Genomic DNA, 17,920 nt, shown 5'->3' with positions numbered 1-17,920 from the left:
TCCCCTACTGGATGGGCGAGTGCACGGTCACCAGGCGGCTGCCATCGGTGAACACCGCCTCGACCTGAACCATCGGCACCATCTCGGCGACGCCCTCCATGACATCGTCCCGGGTCAGCACGTGGCTCGCGGCGTGCATGACCTCCTCGACGGTCTTGCCCTCCCGGGCGCCCTCCAGCGCCGCCGCGGCGACCATCGCGACCGCCTCCGGGTGGTTGAGCTTCACGCCCCTGCTCTTGCGGGCGGCGGCGATCTGCGCCACCGAGAGGATGGTGAGCTTGTCGAACTCTCGCGGAGTCAGCTGCATGGTTCCCGTCCTTCGCTCCGGTCGGGATCCACTATAAGCGGACACAAGCGGGCATAGTGCCCGAACGGGTGTCAGACGCCGGCGAGCCCCTGAGGGCTGTTGTACGGGATGCCGACGCTGGTCACCTCGTCGAGCGAACCGTCATCCTGGACGGCGTAGCCCACGAGCTTCGACGCGTTGCCGTAGATCTGGTACAGGTAAGCGCCGTCCGGCGACAGCCAGTTGTCGCTCGGCCCGCTGCTGACCGTTCCGTTCAGCGCCCGGAACGTGCCGTCTCCCGGAACTTTCGGGCACGCCGGGTCCTGGGCGAGGGACACCTCGGTGCCGTCGATGCGGTAGCTGCTGATGGTGCTGTACCCGAAGTCGGTGGCGAACACCATGCTGTCGTCCGGAGCGACGGACAGCCAGCACAACTCCGAAGGCTTGCCCGCGCTGGTGTCGATGGTGACCAAGGGGCCGACGCTCACCTCACCGTCGCCGTCGATGGTGCCCATGGCGATCCCGTCACCGACCGCGTAGCCCAGGATGAAGGTGTCCTGGCGCCCGTGCAGGAACGCGATGTAGAACGGGGAACCGCCGCCACCGTCGTGGAACGAGCAGGCGCCGAGCGTCCCGTCCGCGTTGACGGGGAAGGTGATGAGGCCGTCGGGGTCTGGCTCGTTCGAGGCGATCGACTTGAGCTTGCCGTCGGGCCCCTTGACCCAGAGGATCGCCGAGCCGTCCGGGTTCGCGGTCGGGCGCTGGTCGAAGGTGGTACCGACAAACAGGTGCCGCTCGTCCGGCGAGAGCGCGACCATGGTGGCGACGCGGTCGTGCTTGTCCAGCGTGTTCACCGAGTAGCGCTCCAGGCGCACGGTCAACCTGCCCCCCGGGTCGACCGACATGAGCCGCACGTGGTCGGGGCCGAACCCGTGCAACACAAACAGCGTGCCGCTCGACGGGGCATAGGCCAGCGACTTGGCCGTGCCAGACTGCCCGTCTACCGGGTTCCCGGTAGGCTTCACGTCCACCAGCGACAGGCAGCCGTTGCCGTCCATCTCAAAGCTGGACACCGAGTTGTCGCCGCCGTTGGTGGCGAACAGGAACCTCCGGTCCGGCGTCAGGATGACACTGGCCGCACCCTCGAAGTCGTTCGGCGCGCTGGGCTGGCCGCTGATCGGCTTGAAGCCCGCGGAACCGGAGCCACCCGTCGGTACGCGCTCGATCTCGATCAGGCCGCCGTCGGGCGAACGCCGGTAGTGGACGACGGCGTTTCGCGCCTCGTTGGTCTGGATGTAGAGGTGGCCGGTGGGCCGCCTGTCCGCTTGACGGTCCGGCATCGGCACGGACTGTTGATTGTGCATACCCGTCTCTTCCGCATCCCGTTGCCTCGGCGCGACCGGCGCGCCGGGTTCTGGCACCGTTGCGCGCCGCGCGGCATCCGCTTCGAGGCTACTGTGAATGGTTGTGCCGGTAGCCGGAACGGCGAATCTCGCCGCGGCACGCGGCGGAGGCACCCTTCGGATAGCCGAAACGACGGCGAGGATCGCGGCGGCGAGCCAGGTCGCGGCGATCGTGATGGCCAGACCGGTGGGATAGTCGCGGGGCAGGGCGGAGGGATTGTCCGCGATCCGGCCCCGGCCGAGCACCAGCGGCCAGGCCACGGCCGCGACCGAGGCCGTGACGATCAGCGCGGCCTGGACGTGGGCGCGGACACGAGCCGGCACGGTCGCTCGGATCGCGACACCGGCGGCGAGGACCAGCGGCATCCATACCGCGTCGTGGAGGGCGAGGACGGCGAGCAGGAACACCACGTGCTTTCCGGGCACGATCGCGGGGGCGCGGGCGGCGCCGGCCACCGCGTAGCCGATCGCGCACAGGCCCAGGCTCGCGACGACGATCCGCACGGCTCTCATGGCTGCCGGACCGTCATCACGGCGACCCATTTGGTCTGCAGGGCACCGGGCCGGTTGGGTGCGATGAGCCGGGCCGGGTACCCGTGGTCGAGGGCCAGCGGTTGGCCGTGCAGGCGCAGCGCGATGAGCGTCAGCGGGTCATGGGCGTGCGGCGGCGCGAGTGTGGATTCGCCGTACGCGCTGCCCTGTTGCAGCGAGCGGAGGTGCACCGAGCAGTCCGGGTCGGTGGCGCCGGCCAGGTGTAGCAGGTCCACCACGCGGACACCGGTCCACTGTGCCTGCGCGCTCCAACCCTCCACGCAGGTGATCGGCAGCGAGACGGTGTGTTGGGGCAGCGCGGACAGTTCGGCGAGCGACAGCAGCCGGGTACCGGCCGGTCCGGTCAGCGTCAGCCGGTAGCCGGGATCGGTCGCCAGCTCGGCGACCCGGGCCGCCCTGGCCGACGTGTTGACCGGCAGCCGCTGGGGCCCGACGTCCGGTCGCCGCGGCGCCAGCACCGAGACTGCCTTGAGCGGAGCGACGGTCTGCCCGGCGGTGGCGAGGGTGATGGCACCGGCGCTCGCACCGACGGCGGCAAGCAGGCCGCGCCGGGACAGCCCTTCGACGGCCGGCTGCGGCCCGGCCGGGCGGGTGAGCGCCCGGCGCACGACCGGCAGTTGCACCGCGATGTGCACCAGGAGGGCACCGATGGTCAGCCAGGCGGTCCAGTAGTGCGCGACGGTGAAGAAGAACGGCATCACCGTGTACCAGCGGGCGATGTTGAGCAGCCCGGTGACGACCTGGAACAGGGCGGACCCGACGAGTACCGCGACCGACGCGCGTTCCAAACCGTGGACGACACCGCGTACCGGCGGCCAGGTGAACAGCTTCGGATACACCGACCACAGCTTGGCGCCCAGCAACGGGACCGCGGCCATCCCGGTGGCCACATGTAGACCCTGCGTGACGCGGTAAAGCCATACCGGGCGTGAGGGCCACCAGAACCAGGCCGGCGGGTGCTGAATGAGATGGCTGAGGTAGCCGGTGACGAAACACATCCCGAACGCCAGTCCCAGCCACAGCCCGAGCTGGCTGGACAGCCGCTCGGAACGCAACGTCGAGGTGAACCTCAGGTTCGGGCGAGGCGGGCGAACCACCGTTGCGCCTCCCCCCAGAACTCCAGCGCGGACAGCCCGGCCTGCTCGGCCAACGCGGGCAAGTCATCGGCGGCAACGACCGCCCACAGGAACGGCTGGCTGGTTCGTTCGTCGTGACGCAGCAGCATCGGTCCGCTCCAGGTGCCGCTGCCGGGTGGGTCCAGTTCGACGAGGATGTCCCCGTCCGGACCCAGCAGTTCCAGGCAGCGGGCGAGCAACCGGCGAGGGTCCCCGCCGATGCCGATGTTTCCGTCGGCGAGGAGGATGTGCTGCCAGGATCCCTCGTCGGGGATGGCGGCGAACACATCGGCCCGGTGGGCCGGGGCTCCACGCCGGCGGGCTTGGCGGATCGCCTCAGCCGAGACGTCCACGCCGAGCGCCGGCCGGCCCGCGGCCGCCAGGGCCGCGGTGAGGCGCCCGGGGCCGCACCCCACGTCCAATGTGGACCCGACGCAGCGATCGAGCATGCCGCTGTCGCCGGACCGCAGGTCCCCGCACCAGTCCCGGGGGTTCAGCCGGCGGGGTGGCCAGCGGTGCACCGGATCCAGCAGTTGCAGTACCGTCGACCGCCCGGCGGCTGCCTGACGCAGTGCCCTGCCGTAGCAGGAGAGCGCGGCGGTCATCGGGCGGCCAGCGTGGGGAGATGGCGCTCCACCGCGGCGGCGAAGGCGGTCTGCGGGGCGTCCGCGGCCACCTGCCGGGCATCGCCGGCGGTGTCGACGTCCCTCAGCGTCGGCCCGTACTCCACCCGCAGTCCCCGACCGGACAGCAGGGCGGCGGTCTGGGCGCAGGTGTCCGGTGTGGACATCGGCACGCTGGTGAGTCCGCCGGCGTGCGCCGGTTCGCGCAGGGCCAGGGCCCACCACCCGCCGTCATGGGCGGGTGCCAGCACCGCGTCGGCCCCGGAAAGGCGGGCGGCAACCGAGGACATCAGCTCCGGGGTGATCTGTGGTGTGTCCATTCCGATCAGCAGCGACGCGACGCCGGGCAACGCGGTGTCGGCGAACGCGTGCGCGAGGCGCTCACCGAGCTCTGTGCCCCGCTGTGGCGCGACCCACCACCCCGGCGGCGCGGCGTACTGTCCACTCAGGACCATGGTGCGCCGGACCGCGGGTGTCGCGGTGGCCGTCGCGAGAGTGTCCGACAGGGACGCCGCGGCGATGGCGGCGGCTTGCGCCGGGGTGCAGGGCGGGCAGAGTCGGGTCTTGACCCGGCCCGGCACCGGGGCCTTGGCGATGACGAGCAGCTGTACGGTCATCGGGCCGCCACCCGGGACATGTCAGCGACGGCGCGCAGGGTGCCACGGACGGTACCGGTCACCTTGGACCGCCCGCCGGCGCGCGGAGCGTAGTCGACGTCGACCTCGGCGATGCGCCAACCGGACCTCGCCGCCCTGAGCACCATCTCCAGCGGATAGCCGAACCTGCGGTCGGTCAGCCCGAGGTCCAGCAGGGCTTCGCGCCGCGCCGCACGCATCGGGCCCAGGTCGTGCAGCGACACCCCGGCGGTACGCCGCAGCCGAGCCGCCAACAGCGCGTTGCCGATCCGGGCGTGCCAGGGCCACGCGGCGCGACAGGTCGGCCGGCGCCGACCCAGCACGAGGTCGGCGGCGCCGGTCAGCACCGGCTCGACCACCCGGGCCAGTTGACCGGGGTCCAGCGAACCGTCGGCGTCCATGAAACACACCACCGGTCTGGTGGCCTCCTCCAGCCCACCGTGCGCGGCGGCTCCGAAGCCGCGTTGCCGGACCTCCACGACGCGTGCGCCGTGGGCCTCCGCGATGGCGGCGGAGCCGTCGGTGGAGCCGTTGTCGACCACGATCGCGCGGGCTTCCACCGGGATCCGGGACAACACGAACGGCAGCGCGGCGGCTTCGTTCAGACAGGGCAGTACGACATCGACGTGGCGCATCACGCCGGCAACGCTAAGCAGGGTGGCGCGTTGGACGCAGCACCGTCCTGCTTACGAAACCCTTACCGGCAACCGATTTCTTACCAACTCATAACGCCGGTCATGGATGCCGCGCACCGTTCCGCGACCGCCGGTAGGGTCGGGGACCGCCATGACCCAGACTGATGAGCACCCACCGGACACCCATCCGCAGACACGCAGATCCCGCTGGCTGGGTTCACCCGGGGACCGGCTGGTACTCGCCGTCGAGGCGGGCCTCGTCGGCGCGGCCGTGCTCGTCGGCGCGATCCTCAACCATCACGGCGTGAGGATCCATGCCGATGCCGCGCCCATCTACGGCCGTTGGCTGCCACACATCGGCCCCGGTACCCCGGCGGCTGTCGCGCTCGCCGCGATCGTCGTCCTCCGGGGCGAGGCGTGGGCACGCCGGCTGCGCTGGGGCCGGCTGCTCGGCGCCGCGTACCTTGCCGGGCTGGTGTGGACGCTGAGCCTCGCGCTGGTGGACGGCTGGTCGAGAGGGCTCGCGACCCGCCTGACACCGCAGGCGGAGTACCTCCACGACATCCCCAAGGTCACCAGCGTCTCCGCGATGCTGCACGGCTTTTCCAGCCACATCCTGGACTTCCAACCGGGTTCCTGGGCCACCCACGTGGCCGGCCACCCGCCCGGCGCGTTTCTCGTCTTCGTCCTGCTGGACCGGATCGGTCTCGGCGGCGGCGTCCCGGCCGCGCTGCTGTGCGTCGCCGTCGGAGCCACCGCACCGCTGTCCGTCGCCGTCACCCTGCGCGCACTGCGGAACGAGGCAACGGCCCGCCTCGCGCTGCCGTTCCTGGTGCTGTGGCCGGGGGCGATCTGGGTCGGGGCGTCCGCCGACGGCCTGTTCATGGGTGTCGTCGCCGCCGGCCTGGCGCTACTCGCGGTCGGCTCGTGGCGCCCCGCGGTGGCCGGAGGGCTGTTGCTGGGATACGCCCTGTACCTGTCGTACGGGTTGGTGTTCGCCGGGGCGCTGGCGCTTGTCGTGTTGGCTCAGCGAACCCGGACCCGGTTGGCCGCCGCCGTGGCCGGTGCGCTCGGCGTCACCGTAGTCGTCACCGTCTTCACCCTGGCCGGTTTCTGGTGGCTCACCGGATACCACCTCGTGGTCCAGCGGTACTACCAGGGTTGGGCGGCCGACCGGCCGTACGGCTACTGGGTGTGGGCGGACCTCGCCTGCCTCCTGCTGTCGGCCGGCCCGGTGATCGGACCCGCGCTGTGCCGGGCCGCCCGCCGGCGGCGGGACCTGCGGTCCGCGACCGTGTGGTTGCCGCTGACCGCCGCGTTCGCGGTGGTGGCCGCCGACCTGTCCGGGCTGAGCAAGGCCGAAGTGGAGCGGATCTGGCTGCCGTACGAGATCTGGCTCCTGGCCGCCGTCGCGGGACTGCCCGCGAACCAACGGCGCGGTTGGCTCGCCGTACAGGCTCTGATCGCCCTCGGCCTCAATCACCTGCTGCTGACGAGCTGGTGACCACCGCGGGCCCCGCACTCGCGGCCGGCTCGCGCAGCTCGGCCGTGGCGAACTCCGCGACCCCGGCGTCGAAGCCCACCGTCGCACGGAAGCCCAGAAGCGACTCCGCCCGCTGGGGCGACGCCACCACGTGCCGCACATCGCCCGCCCGCGCCCCGCCGACCGTCACCGGAGCGGGACCGTTCATCGCCCGCGACAACGCCTCGGCGAGTTCGCCGACCGTGTGCGGCTGGCCAGAGCAGACGTTCAGCGGCACGAATCCACCCGCCGCGACCCCGGCCTCCAGCGCCAGCACGTTCGCCAGCGCCACATCCCGCACGTGGACGAAGTCCCGCAGCTGCCGGCCATCCTCCATCACCCGCGGCGCCTCACCCCGCTCCAGCGCCGACCGGAAGATGGCGGCCACTCCGGAATAGGGCGTGTCCCTCGGCATCCGCGGCCCGTACACGTTGTGATAGCGCAGCGCCCACACGCTGCCACCGGCCTGCCGTACCCAGGCGGCGGCGAGATGTTCCTGGGCCAGCTTGCTCGCGGCGTAACCGCTGCGCGGCTCCAGCCGGGCATCCTCGGGCACCAGCCCGGACGTGAGGGCACTCCCGCAGCGCGGGCACGCGGGCTCGAACCACCCTCTGCTCAGCTGGGCCGGATCGCGCGGCCCAGGACTCACCACACCGTGCTCGGCACAGGTGTAGCGGCCCTCCCCGTACACCACCATCGAGCTGGCCATGACCAGCCGGCCCACGCCCGCCGCGTGCATCGCGGCGAGGAGCACCGCGGTGCCGTAGTCGTTGTGTCCCGCATACTCTGGAAGGTCGGACGGATCGACACCGTGCCCCACCATCGCTGCCTGGTGACACACGGCATCCACGTCGCGTAGCAGCCGGCCCAGCAGATCGGCGTCCCGCACGTCACCGATCACCAACTCATGGCCGCTGCTGTACGCGGGCGCCTGCCGGCCATGCGTCTGGGGCAGCAGAGCATCCAGGAGGACGACCCGGTGTCCCCGCGACACCAACGCGTCGGCGATGTGCGATCCGATGAACCCCGCCCCACCGGTGACCAGAATCCGCATCCGGCCACCCTAAGGCCCCGCTCGTAGCCGGGCCGGGGCACTCGGGCGATCCGTAAGCGATCGGAAAGGACCAGGACGCGCGTCAGCCGGTGGCGCCGGCCGCCGGGACCGCCCGCACCCAGCCTCGGTCGCCAGCGACGAAACCGGCGAGTCGTAGACCCACCTCGGCCAGCAGGGTGGCCAGGTAGTCGTCGTCCAGCCGCTTGGTGACGAAGGAGTGACTCCAATGGTGGTCGCCCACGGTGTATTCCATCGTCGCGGCAAGCAGCCCGGGTCCGGGGCGACGCACATCGACCATCCGCACGGTGCGGCCCCCGTCCGCGGTCCGCTCGAACGGTGCGGCCGTGTCGTACCACTCGGGGGGCTGCCGCTGGAGGATCACACAACCGTCCGGTGCCACGTGCGCCGCGCAGGCGCGCAGCAGCGCGGGGCGAAGCTCGTCGTCGGCCGTCTCGATGAGGTACGACATCATCAGTACCAGATCGAACCTGCGCCCGAGCGACAGCGACTGGATCGGAGAGCACACGGTCTCGGCGCCCTCGATCTGGTCCAGCATCTCGGCCGACTCGTCCACCGCGACCACCCGGTGGCCGAGCGCCACGAGCCCCTTGGTGACACGCCCCGCGCCCGCTCCCAACTCCAGGATGGATGCCTTCTCTGGGATCGCCGTGTGGACGCGCTCCGCGTCTTCGGCCGAGGCCAGCAGCGCATAATAGTCAACCGGGCTTCCGTCGGGTGCGATCGTTCCGGGTCCGTTTCCCTCGTTGCCCTGCAGCCGCCCCACGGGTCCTCCTCCGCTCGCGAATGTCGTCCTGCGTCTATTTTCCTGATGTTCCACGCTGTCTCAAGCCGCGGTGACGGCCGAATCAGGTCGCTCGCACCCGTGGCACCCGCGATTCACCTTCGAGCCATCGCCATATCCGGAACGTGCCTGAGGCCGGACTACGATACTCGCGTGCCTGCGACGCTGCGGATTGCGGCCTGCCAAACACCGGAGATTCTCGGCGATGTGCCAGCAGCATTGACGTGCGTCGGAGACTTCGCTCAGGACGCCGAGCGTCGCGGCGCGGAACTGTTGCTGTTCCCGGAGTGCTTCCTGCAGGGCTATCTCGTCGAGCCCGGGCATCTGCGACGCCACGCCCTCGACCTGCGCGGCGCCGAGTTCGCCACGGCAATGCGTCGCCTGCGCCGCGTCCGTCCGACGATCGTCCTCGGCCTCATCGAGCGGGACGAGGGTACCTACTACAACAGCGCGGTCGTCGTCTCGCGCGGCGAACTGCTCGGCCGCTACCGCAAGACCCAGCTGGTAACCGGGGAATCCCTTTTCGCTCCCGGAGACTCATACCCGACGTTCGACCTCGGCCACATCAGGTTCGGCATCAACATCTGCTACGACACCCAATTCCCTGCCGCGGCCGGGGCAGTAGCGGCGCAGGGTGCGCGGCTGCTGCTCGTACCCGCCCAGAACATGATGCGCCGCCCCGCCGCCGAACGGTGGAAGAACCTGCACAACCAGATCCGGGCGGCCCGCGTGCGGGAGACGGGCATGTGGCTGGCTTCGGCGGACGTCACCGGACAGCGGGGCGAGGAACGCGTCGGCTACGGACCGACCTGCGTCATGAACCCGCAGGGTCAGATCGTCGCCCAGGTGCCGATGATGACTACCGGGATGGCGGTCGCCGACGTCCGCTGATGGGCCCTCGACGGCGACAGGTCGATCCCCGCGACGAATCGCCGTCGGCGGGTCGGGTGCGGCCGGGCTCTACGCCTGCTCGAGCGCGGCGGCGATCAGGTGCTCCGGCGCGGCCAGCGGCGTGAGCTGGTCGTCGGGCAGGTCGTACCGGTCGCCGACATATGCCGGATCCTGCCAGGTGACCAGTGACCCCGGTTGGCCGTCGTCGCGAACCATGACCCGCAACGGAAGGTCGATGGCCACCTCCGGTACGGCCTGCATGAGCGGCGTGCCGGCCTTGGGGTTGCCGAAGATGATGACCTGGGTGGCGGGCATGCTCATGCCGGCGGCCTGCGCGGCGGCCGCGTGGTCGACCACCGCGATGACCTTGGCGCCGTGCTGTTCCGCCTGGCTGCGGATCGCGGCGACCGTCTCGGGCACACCACGTTCGCTACGCCGGGTCATGAGACCCTTCACGACCGACCTCCGACTTGACTCGACCAGGGTGATTCTAAGCGAGCCGGGGAGACCGACGGCGCCGGTTCCGACCAGTCTGGCTCGGCGCGTCCGGCGCCGCGCCACGACCCAGACCAGTCGCACGACAACCGGCCGGTGGGCTCCGGGCGGAGTTGAGGTCGGCCCGACGCCGGTCCAACCACGCTATTCAACCCAACGGACCACGACGGGTGCGAGAGGATCGTTCATGTCCAACACGATGTCGGCGCGTTCCTCGGGCCGGGCGACCTGCTGGTACAGCCTCTGACCCGGCAGGTACCGATGCCGGTACCGCTCCTCCACCACCTCCACCGACCCGAACATGTCCACGTCACGCACCCGCGCCCGAGACAGTGCCACCTCGGGATCGACACGCAGATACACCGACGCGTCCCAGAAGGCGCGCAACTCGGGTCGGAGGAGAAACAAGCCATCGAACAACAACACAGCGCCGGCCTCGGCCTGCTCCGTCCCGACTACCACGGGCCTGTCCGTCCGGTAGTCGAATGCACCGGGCAGATACCGGCCGTCCCGACCCGGGCCGAGGGGACGCAGAACCGACTCGATGATTCTGCCGTGATCGAACGAATCGTAGTAGAACCCCTCCGGCGACAACGATCCCCTGGCGAGGCGCACGGACCTCGGGTTGTGGAATCGATCGATACTCAATCTGATCACCGGCCGCGCAACCCCGATTTGCGCGGCTAGATCATTGGCCAAAATGGTCTTACCAGCTGCGTCCGGCCCGTCAATCGCCACTCGAAGCGTGTGCGACACGGCACGTCCGAGCAGTTCGTCAGCCAGCCTGACAACGAATTTCTCCCGGGTCTCAAGCACGCGCCGGACGATACCCGAACGCCGCGTTCATCCGACCATCCCCGCCGCTGCGCGCGCGGCCAATCCGTCGCGAACCTCCACCTGGCTCGCGGGGTACGCGTACGTCCAGCCGCAAGCCCGAAGCGCCGGGGCTGGACCTGCTACTCGATCGCGGACACGTCCAGCAGCTTCAGCGTGGAGCCTTCGGTCCAGGTGAGGAACGGGCGCCCGGTCAGAAGCTGATCGGGATCGGGGTCACCCGAGCCGCTGGTCACGACGCACAGTGCCGCACGGCCGGTCTTCCGGTCCCAGACCACCACGCGGTTGCCGTCCGGCGGCCACGGGGGCTTGGTCGGGTCCTGGTAGGTCAGTGCCAGGAAACGGCCGTCGCCGAGCGGGTTGATTCTCTTGTAGCCGATCGCCACATAGCCGGATCCGTCCCGCCGTTGCACAAACGCCGTCTGGTTGTCGGGATCACCATCCCGTAGACCGGTGCAGCCGAGAATGCCGCACTCAAGCCATCCCATCGGGCCGGTGTCCGCGTCGGGCGACCGCTGCCAGGGAATGCGCGCGCCGGTGTTGAGGTCGATCAACGGTGCGGTGAGTAGTGGAGCGTCAAAGGTCGGTGCCGACGATGTCATCGTCGCATTGCTTCCAGCCATTGCTATCGCCGACACTCCGCCCCAGGTCGAGTAGCGCTCCGTGAGTCCGTATCCTGCGGTGCCCGGAATCAGTTGCGGCGTGCCTCCGGTGGGTGGCAGCCGGTAAATGCCCAGGCTTCTGGTAGTCATGCCGACGCGCTGGAACCGGTCCCACACCACGAAGCCGCCCGCGATGCCGATCTGTCCGGTAAAGGCGGACGTTTGCCTACCCTGGGCGTCCGACCGGCTCTCGGGCAATATCGTGATGATCTTCCGCGCCGCGCCGCCGCCCAGCGGCGCCGCCCAGACCGAGTAGTCGACGCCCCTGAGCGCCGCCGTCGCCCATACCGCCGTGTTCCCGATGACACCCGCGCCGATGACAGTGTTCAGTGCCGCATCGGCCGGCGCCAGCTCACGCACTGTGCCGGTCGCCGCGTCGAGGATCCCGGGCTGGTCCAGCCGGTACCCCGGCGAAAACAGGTGGTACGTCAGCACGAGATACCGGTTGCCGGGCAGCACCGCCTGCACCACGTACTTGTTGCCGTCGGGCAGGGTCAGGGGCAGGGTCCGTACCGCCCCGGCCCAGACTTCCGCGGCCTTCGGCGCATGGTCGAAGTCGGGCACCGTCGTCGGGTACGTGACCGAGAGGTCCGGCGGCGGCGACGGTGGCGCCGGATTCGCCCGCCTGCCGGCCAGTTGCGGGGCGCTCCCACCCACCGCGAGCGCGAGCAGGACGACGACCATGGCCACCAAACCTCGCCGCCACCGCGTGCGCCGCCGTACTTCCCGAGTCACCTCGCTCAACAGTGCGCCGTCCGGCTCGGGGCTGACCGATGCAGCGACCTCCAGCGCGTAGGCCAGATCCCGCTCCAGTGGAGTGCTCATTTCGGCTCCTTGACCAAGTCGGCCGTCGATCCGTCCGCGCCGGCCCAGCTCTCTCGCAACCGCGCCAGGCCACGCGCCGCCTGGCTGCGGACCGTGCCTCGGGAAATGCCGAGGACCGAGGCGATCTCCTCGTCATCGCAGACCTCGTAGTAGCGCAGGACCAGCACCGCGCGCTGACGCGGCGGCAGCCGCAACAGCGCCGGCCACAGGCCGCTCCGGTCGTCGAGCACGGGATCGTCCGAACGCGGTCGGTCGGGTACCTCACCGACCAGCAACTCCCGCCGACGGCGACGCCACCAGCTGACGTAGAGCCGGGCCATCGTGGTACGGACATAGCCGACCGGGTCGTCCTGGCGCCGCACCCGAGCCCAGCGCACACCGAGCCGTACCAGCGCCTCCTGCACCAGGTCGGCAGCGTCGTGCTCGTTGCCGGTCAACACGAAGCCGTAGCGCAGCAGGCCGGCGGCGCGCACCCGTGCGAATTCCTCGAAGTCGGCCAAGCCCGTCATCGGATCCACCCGCCACCTCCTCTCCAACCCTGGACGCCGCCGCCGCCGAAACTGTTGCATCGAATTCCTCGGTTCGGCCGGCGTAAAGCCGGACGGGAGTTGTCAGGTTTTGGTATCAGGGTGGGCGGTATGACGAAGGATTCATTGCGCGGGAAGGTGGCGCTGGTGGCGGGGGCGACGCGGGGAGCGGGTCGCCAGATCGCGGTACAGCTCGGCGCAGCAGGGGCGACGGTGTATGCCACGGGCCGCAGCACCCGCGGGCACCGGTCGGAGATGGGTCGGCCGGAAACCATCGAGGAAACCGCCGACCTGGTCACGGCCGCCGGGGGCACCGGTATCGCGGTGCCGGTCGACCACCTGGTTCCGGAGCAGGTCGACGGCCTGGTACGGCGGGTCGACGACGAGCAGGGGCGGCTGGACGTACTGGTCAACGACGTGTGGGGCGGCGACCTGTTGACCACCTGGCACAAGCCGGTGTGGGAGCAGCCGTTGGAGCCGGGGCTTCGTCTGTTGCGGCTGGCGATCGACACGCACATCATCACCAGCCATTTCGCGATGCCGCTGCTGATCCGTCGGCCGGGCGGCCTGGTGGTGGAGGTCGGTGACGGCACCACCGCGTACAACGAGAAGAACTACCGGTCGTCGGTCTTCTACGATCTGGCGAAGTGGTCCGTGAACCGGCTGGCTTTCGCGTGGTCGAGCGAGCTGGCCGCGCATGGAGCGACGGCGGTGGCGGTGACGCCGGGCTGGCTGCGCTCGGAGATGATGCTGGAGCAGTTCGGCGTCACCGAGGAGAACTGGCGGGACGCGACGAGCGCGGACCCCCACTTTGCCATGTCGGAATCCCCGGCTTACGTCGGGCGTGCGATCGCCGCGCTCGCTGTCGACCCGGACCGGGCGCGGTGGAACGGTCGGTCCGTGTCCAGCGGTGAGCTGGCCCAGACGTACAGCTTCACAGATATCGACGGCAGCCGGCCCGACCTGTGGCGCTACTGGGTCGAGGTGTACGACCCGGGGAAGCCAGCCGACGTCACCGGCTACCGGTAGAGCTGTCGCATCCGGTCGGCGGCGTCGGCGACACGCTCCCGCAATTCGGGCGGGTCGAGCACCTCCGCCTCCGGGCCAAGCCGCAGAACGTACGTGTACGCGACCTCCATCGACTCGACCGGCAGTCGGGTCCGGACCCAACCGTCCGGATCCGGCTCGCCAGCCGCCGCCGTCGCCTCCCGCACCGCGACCGGCTCGGCGACGTACCGCAACATGCGCACGCCGTGCGGGCTGAGCCGGATCGTGATGGTGTCGCACAGCATCGCACGGACGAACTCGGCGGCCCGGGCGGCCCAGAACGACACCAACTCGAACCCCGGATCCCGATCGAACGTGGTGCCGATCGGTTCCACCGCGGTCATCCGGTCGACACGGTACGACCGCATGTCGGCGCCGACCTTGCCGACCAGATACCAGACACCGTTCTTCAACACCAGACCGTACGGCTCGACGGTGCGGGTCACCTCAGCGACGCGCCGGTAGCCCAGCGTCAACGTCTGGTCCTGCCACACCGCTTCGGCGAGATCGGTCAGCAGGGGCGGCGGGTCGGGGTCGACGAACCAGCCCGGCGCGTCCAGATGGAACCGCTGTGCGGCCCGTTCCGACGCCTCCCGCAATCCGGGTGGCAGCGCCGCCAGCACCTTGCGCCGCACCGCCCGTACCGGCTCGGCCAGACCCATGTCGCTCGCCGGGCCGGGCAACCCAGCCAGGAACAACGCCTCGGCCTCCGCCCGGCTCAGCCCGGTCAACCGAGTCTGGTAGCCGCCGACCAGCCGATACCCACCACTACGGCCCTGCTCGGCGTACACCGGAACGCCGGCCGCCGACAACGCCACCACGTCGCGGTACACCGTCCGCTCCGACACCTCCAGCTCACGGGCCAACTCCGAGGCGGTCAGCGTGCCGCGCGCCTGCAACAGCAACACCAGATTGATCAACCGGGCCGCCCGCATCAACCCATCATCCCGCGTGCGGCACCGCCACCTTCATCACGGCTTCCGGCCGAAGAACGCGGCGATCCGACGCTGCCAGGCCACCATGACCCGGGGAGGGCGGGAGGGCGAGTGGTTCCACCCGTGGTTCGGCGAAGGGTGAGGGGCGCCACCGAGGCGCCGCGCGCGGCCGTGGACCGCCGTGCCCTGGTGTCCGGCCGGCCGTTCGGCGTGCTCGGGGACTCCGGGAATGCGATGCGTCGCCCAGTGCAGCCGGCCGCGGAACGAGTGCTCGTTTGCCATCTTCGTCTCCCTCTCTATCAGTGATAGAGAGGCACTCTACCACTGATAGAGTGTCGACGGGAGGTACCGAATTGGCACTAGACCGACAGCGGATCGTCGCCGAGGCCGTCGCCTTGCTGGACGCCGAGGGTCTCGATGGCGTGACGACGCGCAAACTCGCCGCGCGGCTCGGCGTGCGATCGCCGACCCTCTACTGGCATGTGCCCAACAAGGCGGCCCTGGTCACCGCGATTGCCGACGCGATCCTCGACCAGCAGTTCGGCGACATGTCACCGCCCGAGCCGGATCAACACTGGCAGGACTGGTTGAGCGGCCTCGCCGAGCGGCTGCGACGGGCGCTGCTCGCCCATCCGGACGGCGCGCGGGTCATCTCAGCCTCCCAACTCTCCCGCACCATGGCAGCGATCTCCGAACTGGCGATGAGTACCCTGGTGGCGCGCGGCATCCCGATGCGACAGGCCCGCGTGATCGTCCTGACCGTCGAGCGCTTCACGGTCGGCCACGTCCTCGAAGAACAGGCCCCCCGGCCGGACGCGGACGCGCTGAAGAACTTCGACCTGGCCAGCTTCGCCCAGCAGCACCCGACCGTGGTGGGAGCGATCACCGAATACTTCCAACCCGGCCGCACCGTGGACGACCTGTTCCGCGACTGTCTCGAGGTGGTCATCGAGGGCGCCGCGGTCAAAGCCAGGGCTGGCTCCTGACCGATCGTCCGCTCGGCAGGCCGTTCCCACTTCCGGTCAGGGTTGCGGGCGTTCGTGAGCCCAACCGTGTTCGGTGAATTGCCAGTGCTCATGCCATTTCCTGATCGGACTTTCTTCTGTCGCCTACGGCGACTCTTCCAGGTGGGCGTCCACCATTCCGAGCAACTCGCTTATCGCGGCGCTGATCCGGCGCTGTTCCGCCGTCGCCGCGTGCAGTGCCCACTCCAGCGACTGATCGGTGACCCGCAGCGCCTTGCACCGTGGGCTGTCGGGCACTGCCCGGGTCGGCAGGATCGTCACGCCGAGTCCGGCACTGGCGAAGTTCGCCGCCACGGCCACGTCGGCGACCTCCATGGCGATGTAGCGTTCCAGCCCGGCGGCGCCGAACGCCCGGTCGTTGGCCGTGCGGTTCGCGTAGCCGAGCGGATAGTCGATGAACTGTTCGTCGGCCACCTCAGCCAGCGTCACGGAGTCCCGCTGTGCCAACGGATGGTCCGCGGGTACGACCAGCACCTGCGGGATGCGAACCAGCTCGCGGGTCCGCAGGTGCGGGAAGGGGCGACCGCTCACGCCGAGGAACGCTATGTCGATTTCACCGTCGACCAGCGATCGGGCCAGCCCCGCCGATCCCGCCCAGGTGGCGGCCCGCAGCCGGAGGTTGACCCGCGGATGCGCGGCGCGGAACTCGCCCAGCAGGCCCGCGAAGTCGATCCCGCCGACACCGGTGAGGCAGCCGACCACGAGCGTGCCGCGCAGTTCCTTGCCCACCTCGTGGACCGCGTCCCTGGCCGCCTGCGCGGCGTCGAGCGTCGCCCGGGCCTGGGGCAGGAGCGCCTCTCCGGCATCCGTCAGCGCGACGCGCTGGGCGCTGCGCTCGAACAGCGCCGCCCCCAGCTCACGTTCCAGCGCGGAGATCGCCGCCGACACGGCCGACTGGACCACGTGCAGCCGGGTCGCCGCGCGGGTGAAACTGCGCTCGGCCGCGACGGCGACGAAATACTCCAGGTGCCTGAGTTCCACGCCGCCAAGGATCACATATTGAGAAGAGCGTGGGCCCCGGACTCGGCGCCCGGGCCGCCGGGCGTCACCCTCCTGTGGGAGTGACGCCCCGGCGGCCCCGAGGGTCGGCGCCTTCTCAACCCTGGGCATGGGGCTTGAGGAGATCCTGCAGCCCGATCCGGGTCAGGAACTCGGCCCGGATGCGGTCCGCGACCGCGCTCACCACGCTGGACCCGTCGTCGGAGGGGTCGATGTGGGTACGGAACGGGCGCTGCCCCGCCGGCGTGTCCACCACCTCGGCGATGGCCTCGGCGACCCGCGCCACGTCCGCGTCGGCCGGTTCCAACGCGGCCAGGCGCTGCGCGACCTGCTCGGTCAGGTTGGGGTAGAGCTTGTCGTACTCGGCCACGACGTCCAGGTCGGCCGGGTGGCCGCTGTTGGCGAAGTGGTTGGTGCCATGGGTGAAGGCACCGGGCACGATGATGGCTGTTTCGATGCCGAACCGGGCCAGCTCCCCGGCGTAGCTGACCGCCAGTGCGTCCATCGCCGCCTTAGCCGCGAAGTACGGCCCGAGGTACGGCGGCGTTCCACCGCGGGTGCTGGAGCTGCCCACCCAGACCAGCAGGCCCTCCCTGCGCTCACGCAGGTGGGGCAGGGCCGCCCGGTTGAGCCGCTGGGTGCCGAGCACATTGGTGTCGTACAGCGCGGCGATCTGCTCCGGGGTGAACGCCTCGGTCGGGCCGGTGACCATGTGCCCGGCGTTGTGCACCACCACGTCGAGGCGGCCCTGCTCGGCGAGGATCGTCGCGACGGCGGCGTCGACCGACTCCTGGGAGGACACGTCGAGGTCGACGGTGCGCAGGTCGACGTTGTGCTCGGTGGCGTACTGCCGTGCGGCGGTCGCCTGCGCGGCGTTGCGGCCCGCCGAGTCCCGCAGGCCGGCGTACACGGTGTGCCCGGCGCCGGCCAACGCGCGGGCCGTCAGGGCGCCGAAGCCGCTGGACGCTCCACTGATCACGATGATCTTGCTCATTGCGGTGCTCCTGTGAGGGGTGAGGGCATGCGGGGCTGGCCCGGGGGGCGGGGACGGGC

General features: G+C 70.4%; 20 protein-coding genes. 4 read left to right on the top strand and 16 right to left on the bottom strand.

Translation table 11 applies throughout. The features are described from left to right. Positions 1–4: 4 nt before the first annotated feature. From Raf01_RS15870 to Raf01_RS15845, 6 genes are all read right to left on the bottom strand, one after another. Positions 5–307: an urease subunit gamma gene (locus Raf01_RS15870; RefSeq protein ID WP_203918645.1), complete on the bottom strand. Its 303-nt coding sequence runs from the start codon at positions 305–307 to the stop codon at positions 5–7. A gap of 71 nt (positions 308–378) precedes the next feature. After that, positions 379–2,202, bottom strand: a complete 1,824-nt coding sequence (locus Raf01_RS15865; RefSeq protein WP_203918644.1) for a beta-propeller fold lactonase family protein — start codon at positions 2,200–2,202, stop codon at positions 379–381. Further along, the gene (locus Raf01_RS15860; protein ID WP_239133643.1) at positions 2,199–3,338 is read right to left on the bottom strand and encodes a molybdopterin-dependent oxidoreductase; all 1,140 of its coding nucleotides are present in this window, start codon (positions 3,336–3,338) and stop codon (positions 2,199–2,201) included. The genes Raf01_RS15865 and Raf01_RS15860 overlap by 4 nt, the downstream gene beginning before the upstream one ends. Next, complete coding sequence (locus Raf01_RS15855) at positions 3,311–3,961, bottom strand: methyltransferase domain-containing protein (protein WP_203918643.1); 651 nt, start codon at positions 3,959–3,961, stop codon at positions 3,311–3,313. Before Raf01_RS15855 ends, Raf01_RS15860 begins: the two co-directional genes overlap by 28 nt. Next, positions 3,958–4,596 carry a TIGR04282 family arsenosugar biosynthesis glycosyltransferase gene (locus tag Raf01_RS15850; protein WP_203918642.1) on the bottom strand — a complete coding sequence of 213 codons (639 nt, stop codon included), beginning with the start codon at positions 4,594–4,596 and terminating at the stop codon, positions 3,958–3,960. Before Raf01_RS15850 ends, Raf01_RS15855 begins: the two co-directional genes overlap by 4 nt. After that, the gene (locus Raf01_RS15845; RefSeq protein WP_203918641.1) at positions 4,593–5,252 is read right to left on the bottom strand and encodes a glycosyltransferase family 2 protein; all 660 of its coding nucleotides are present in this window, start codon (positions 5,250–5,252) and stop codon (positions 4,593–4,595) included. Before Raf01_RS15845 ends, Raf01_RS15850 begins: the two co-directional genes overlap by 4 nt. A gap of 148 nt (positions 5,253–5,400) precedes the next feature. Here Raf01_RS15845 and Raf01_RS15840 point away from each other — a divergent pair, with 148 nt between their 5' ends. Further along, positions 5,401–6,753, top strand: a complete 1,353-nt coding sequence (locus Raf01_RS15840; protein ID WP_239133642.1) for a hypothetical protein — start codon at positions 5,401–5,403, stop codon at positions 6,751–6,753. Here the strand turns inward: Raf01_RS15840 and Raf01_RS15835 are convergent. Both Raf01_RS15835 and Raf01_RS15830 read right to left on the bottom strand, forming a co-directional pair. Next, entirely contained in the window at positions 6,725–7,825 is a 1,101-nt protein-coding gene (locus Raf01_RS15835; protein ID WP_203918640.1) for an NAD-dependent epimerase/dehydratase family protein, read from the bottom strand. The genes Raf01_RS15840 and Raf01_RS15835 overlap by 29 nt on opposite strands. A gap of 82 nt (positions 7,826–7,907) precedes the next feature. Further along, a complete protein-coding gene (locus Raf01_RS15830) occupies positions 7,908–8,609 on the bottom strand; it encodes a class I SAM-dependent methyltransferase (RefSeq protein WP_203918639.1) in 702 nt (233 codons plus the stop codon). Between the two features lie 171 nt (positions 8,610–8,780). Between Raf01_RS15830 and Raf01_RS15825 the strand changes: the two genes are divergently transcribed. Then, a complete protein-coding gene (locus Raf01_RS15825; protein ID WP_239133641.1) occupies positions 8,781–9,518 on the top strand; it encodes a carbon-nitrogen hydrolase family protein in 738 nt (245 codons plus the stop codon). Positions 9,519–9,587: 69 nt separating this feature from the next. On the opposite strand, the gene Raf01_RS15820 is transcribed toward Raf01_RS15825, so the two are convergent. The 4 genes from Raf01_RS15820 to Raf01_RS15805 form a co-directional block, all read right to left on the bottom strand. Further along, positions 9,588–9,962, bottom strand: a complete 375-nt coding sequence (locus Raf01_RS15820) for a DUF302 domain-containing protein (protein WP_203918637.1) — start codon at positions 9,960–9,962, stop codon at positions 9,588–9,590. Between the two features lie 195 nt (positions 9,963–10,157). Beyond that, positions 10,158–10,829, bottom strand: a complete 672-nt coding sequence (locus Raf01_RS15815) for a nucleoside/nucleotide kinase family protein (protein ID WP_203918636.1) — start codon at positions 10,827–10,829, stop codon at positions 10,158–10,160. A 140-nt stretch (positions 10,830–10,969) separates the two neighbouring features. Continuing rightward, positions 10,970–12,334, bottom strand: a complete 1,365-nt coding sequence (locus Raf01_RS15810) for a hypothetical protein (RefSeq protein WP_203918635.1) — start codon at positions 12,332–12,334, stop codon at positions 10,970–10,972. Continuing rightward, the gene (locus Raf01_RS15805; RefSeq protein WP_203918754.1) at positions 12,331–12,843 is read right to left on the bottom strand and encodes a SigE family RNA polymerase sigma factor; all 513 of its coding nucleotides are present in this window, start codon (positions 12,841–12,843) and stop codon (positions 12,331–12,333) included. Before Raf01_RS15805 ends, Raf01_RS15810 begins: the two co-directional genes overlap by 4 nt. A 129-nt stretch (positions 12,844–12,972) precedes the next feature. On the opposite strand from Raf01_RS15805, the gene Raf01_RS15800 reads away from it, so the two are divergent. Then, positions 12,973–13,890, top strand: coding sequence for an SDR family oxidoreductase (locus Raf01_RS15800; protein ID WP_203918634.1), 918 nt, complete (start codon positions 12,973–12,975; stop codon positions 13,888–13,890). Here the strand turns inward: Raf01_RS15800 and Raf01_RS15795 are convergent. Both Raf01_RS15795 and Raf01_RS15790 read right to left on the bottom strand, forming a co-directional pair. Continuing rightward, positions 13,881–14,843, bottom strand: coding sequence for a helix-turn-helix transcriptional regulator (locus Raf01_RS15795; protein ID WP_203918633.1), 963 nt, complete (start codon positions 14,841–14,843; stop codon positions 13,881–13,883). The genes Raf01_RS15800 and Raf01_RS15795 overlap by 10 nt on opposite strands. A gap of 36 nt (positions 14,844–14,879) precedes the next feature. Next, positions 14,880–15,125: a hypothetical protein gene (locus Raf01_RS15790; protein ID WP_203918632.1), complete on the bottom strand. Its 246-nt coding sequence runs from the start codon at positions 15,123–15,125 to the stop codon at positions 14,880–14,882. Between the two features lie 71 nt (positions 15,126–15,196). On the opposite strand from Raf01_RS15790, the gene Raf01_RS15785 reads away from it, so the two are divergent. Next, on the top strand, positions 15,197–15,829 hold the full coding sequence (locus Raf01_RS15785; RefSeq protein WP_203918631.1) for a TetR/AcrR family transcriptional regulator C-terminal domain-containing protein: 633 nt from the start codon (positions 15,197–15,199) through the stop codon (positions 15,827–15,829). A gap of 123 nt (positions 15,830–15,952) precedes the next feature. Here Raf01_RS15785 and Raf01_RS15780 read toward each other — a convergent pair whose 3' ends face one another. Both Raf01_RS15780 and Raf01_RS15775 read right to left on the bottom strand, forming a co-directional pair. Further along, positions 15,953–16,849, bottom strand: a complete 897-nt coding sequence (locus Raf01_RS15780; protein WP_203918630.1) for a LysR family transcriptional regulator — start codon at positions 16,847–16,849, stop codon at positions 15,953–15,955. Positions 16,850–16,964: 115 nt separating this feature from the next. Next, complete coding sequence (locus tag Raf01_RS15775) at positions 16,965–17,861, bottom strand: SDR family oxidoreductase (protein WP_203918629.1); 897 nt, start codon at positions 17,859–17,861, stop codon at positions 16,965–16,967. Between the last annotated feature and the right edge of the window lie 59 nt (positions 17,862–17,920).

This window comes from Rugosimonospora africana, from assembly GCF_016862975.1.
Taxonomy (GTDB): domain Bacteria; phylum Actinomycetota; class Actinomycetes; order Mycobacteriales; family Micromonosporaceae; genus Rugosimonospora; species Rugosimonospora africana.
Note: the sequence above shows the minus strand (reverse complement) of the source record. Positions and strands in the feature narration are given on the sequence as shown.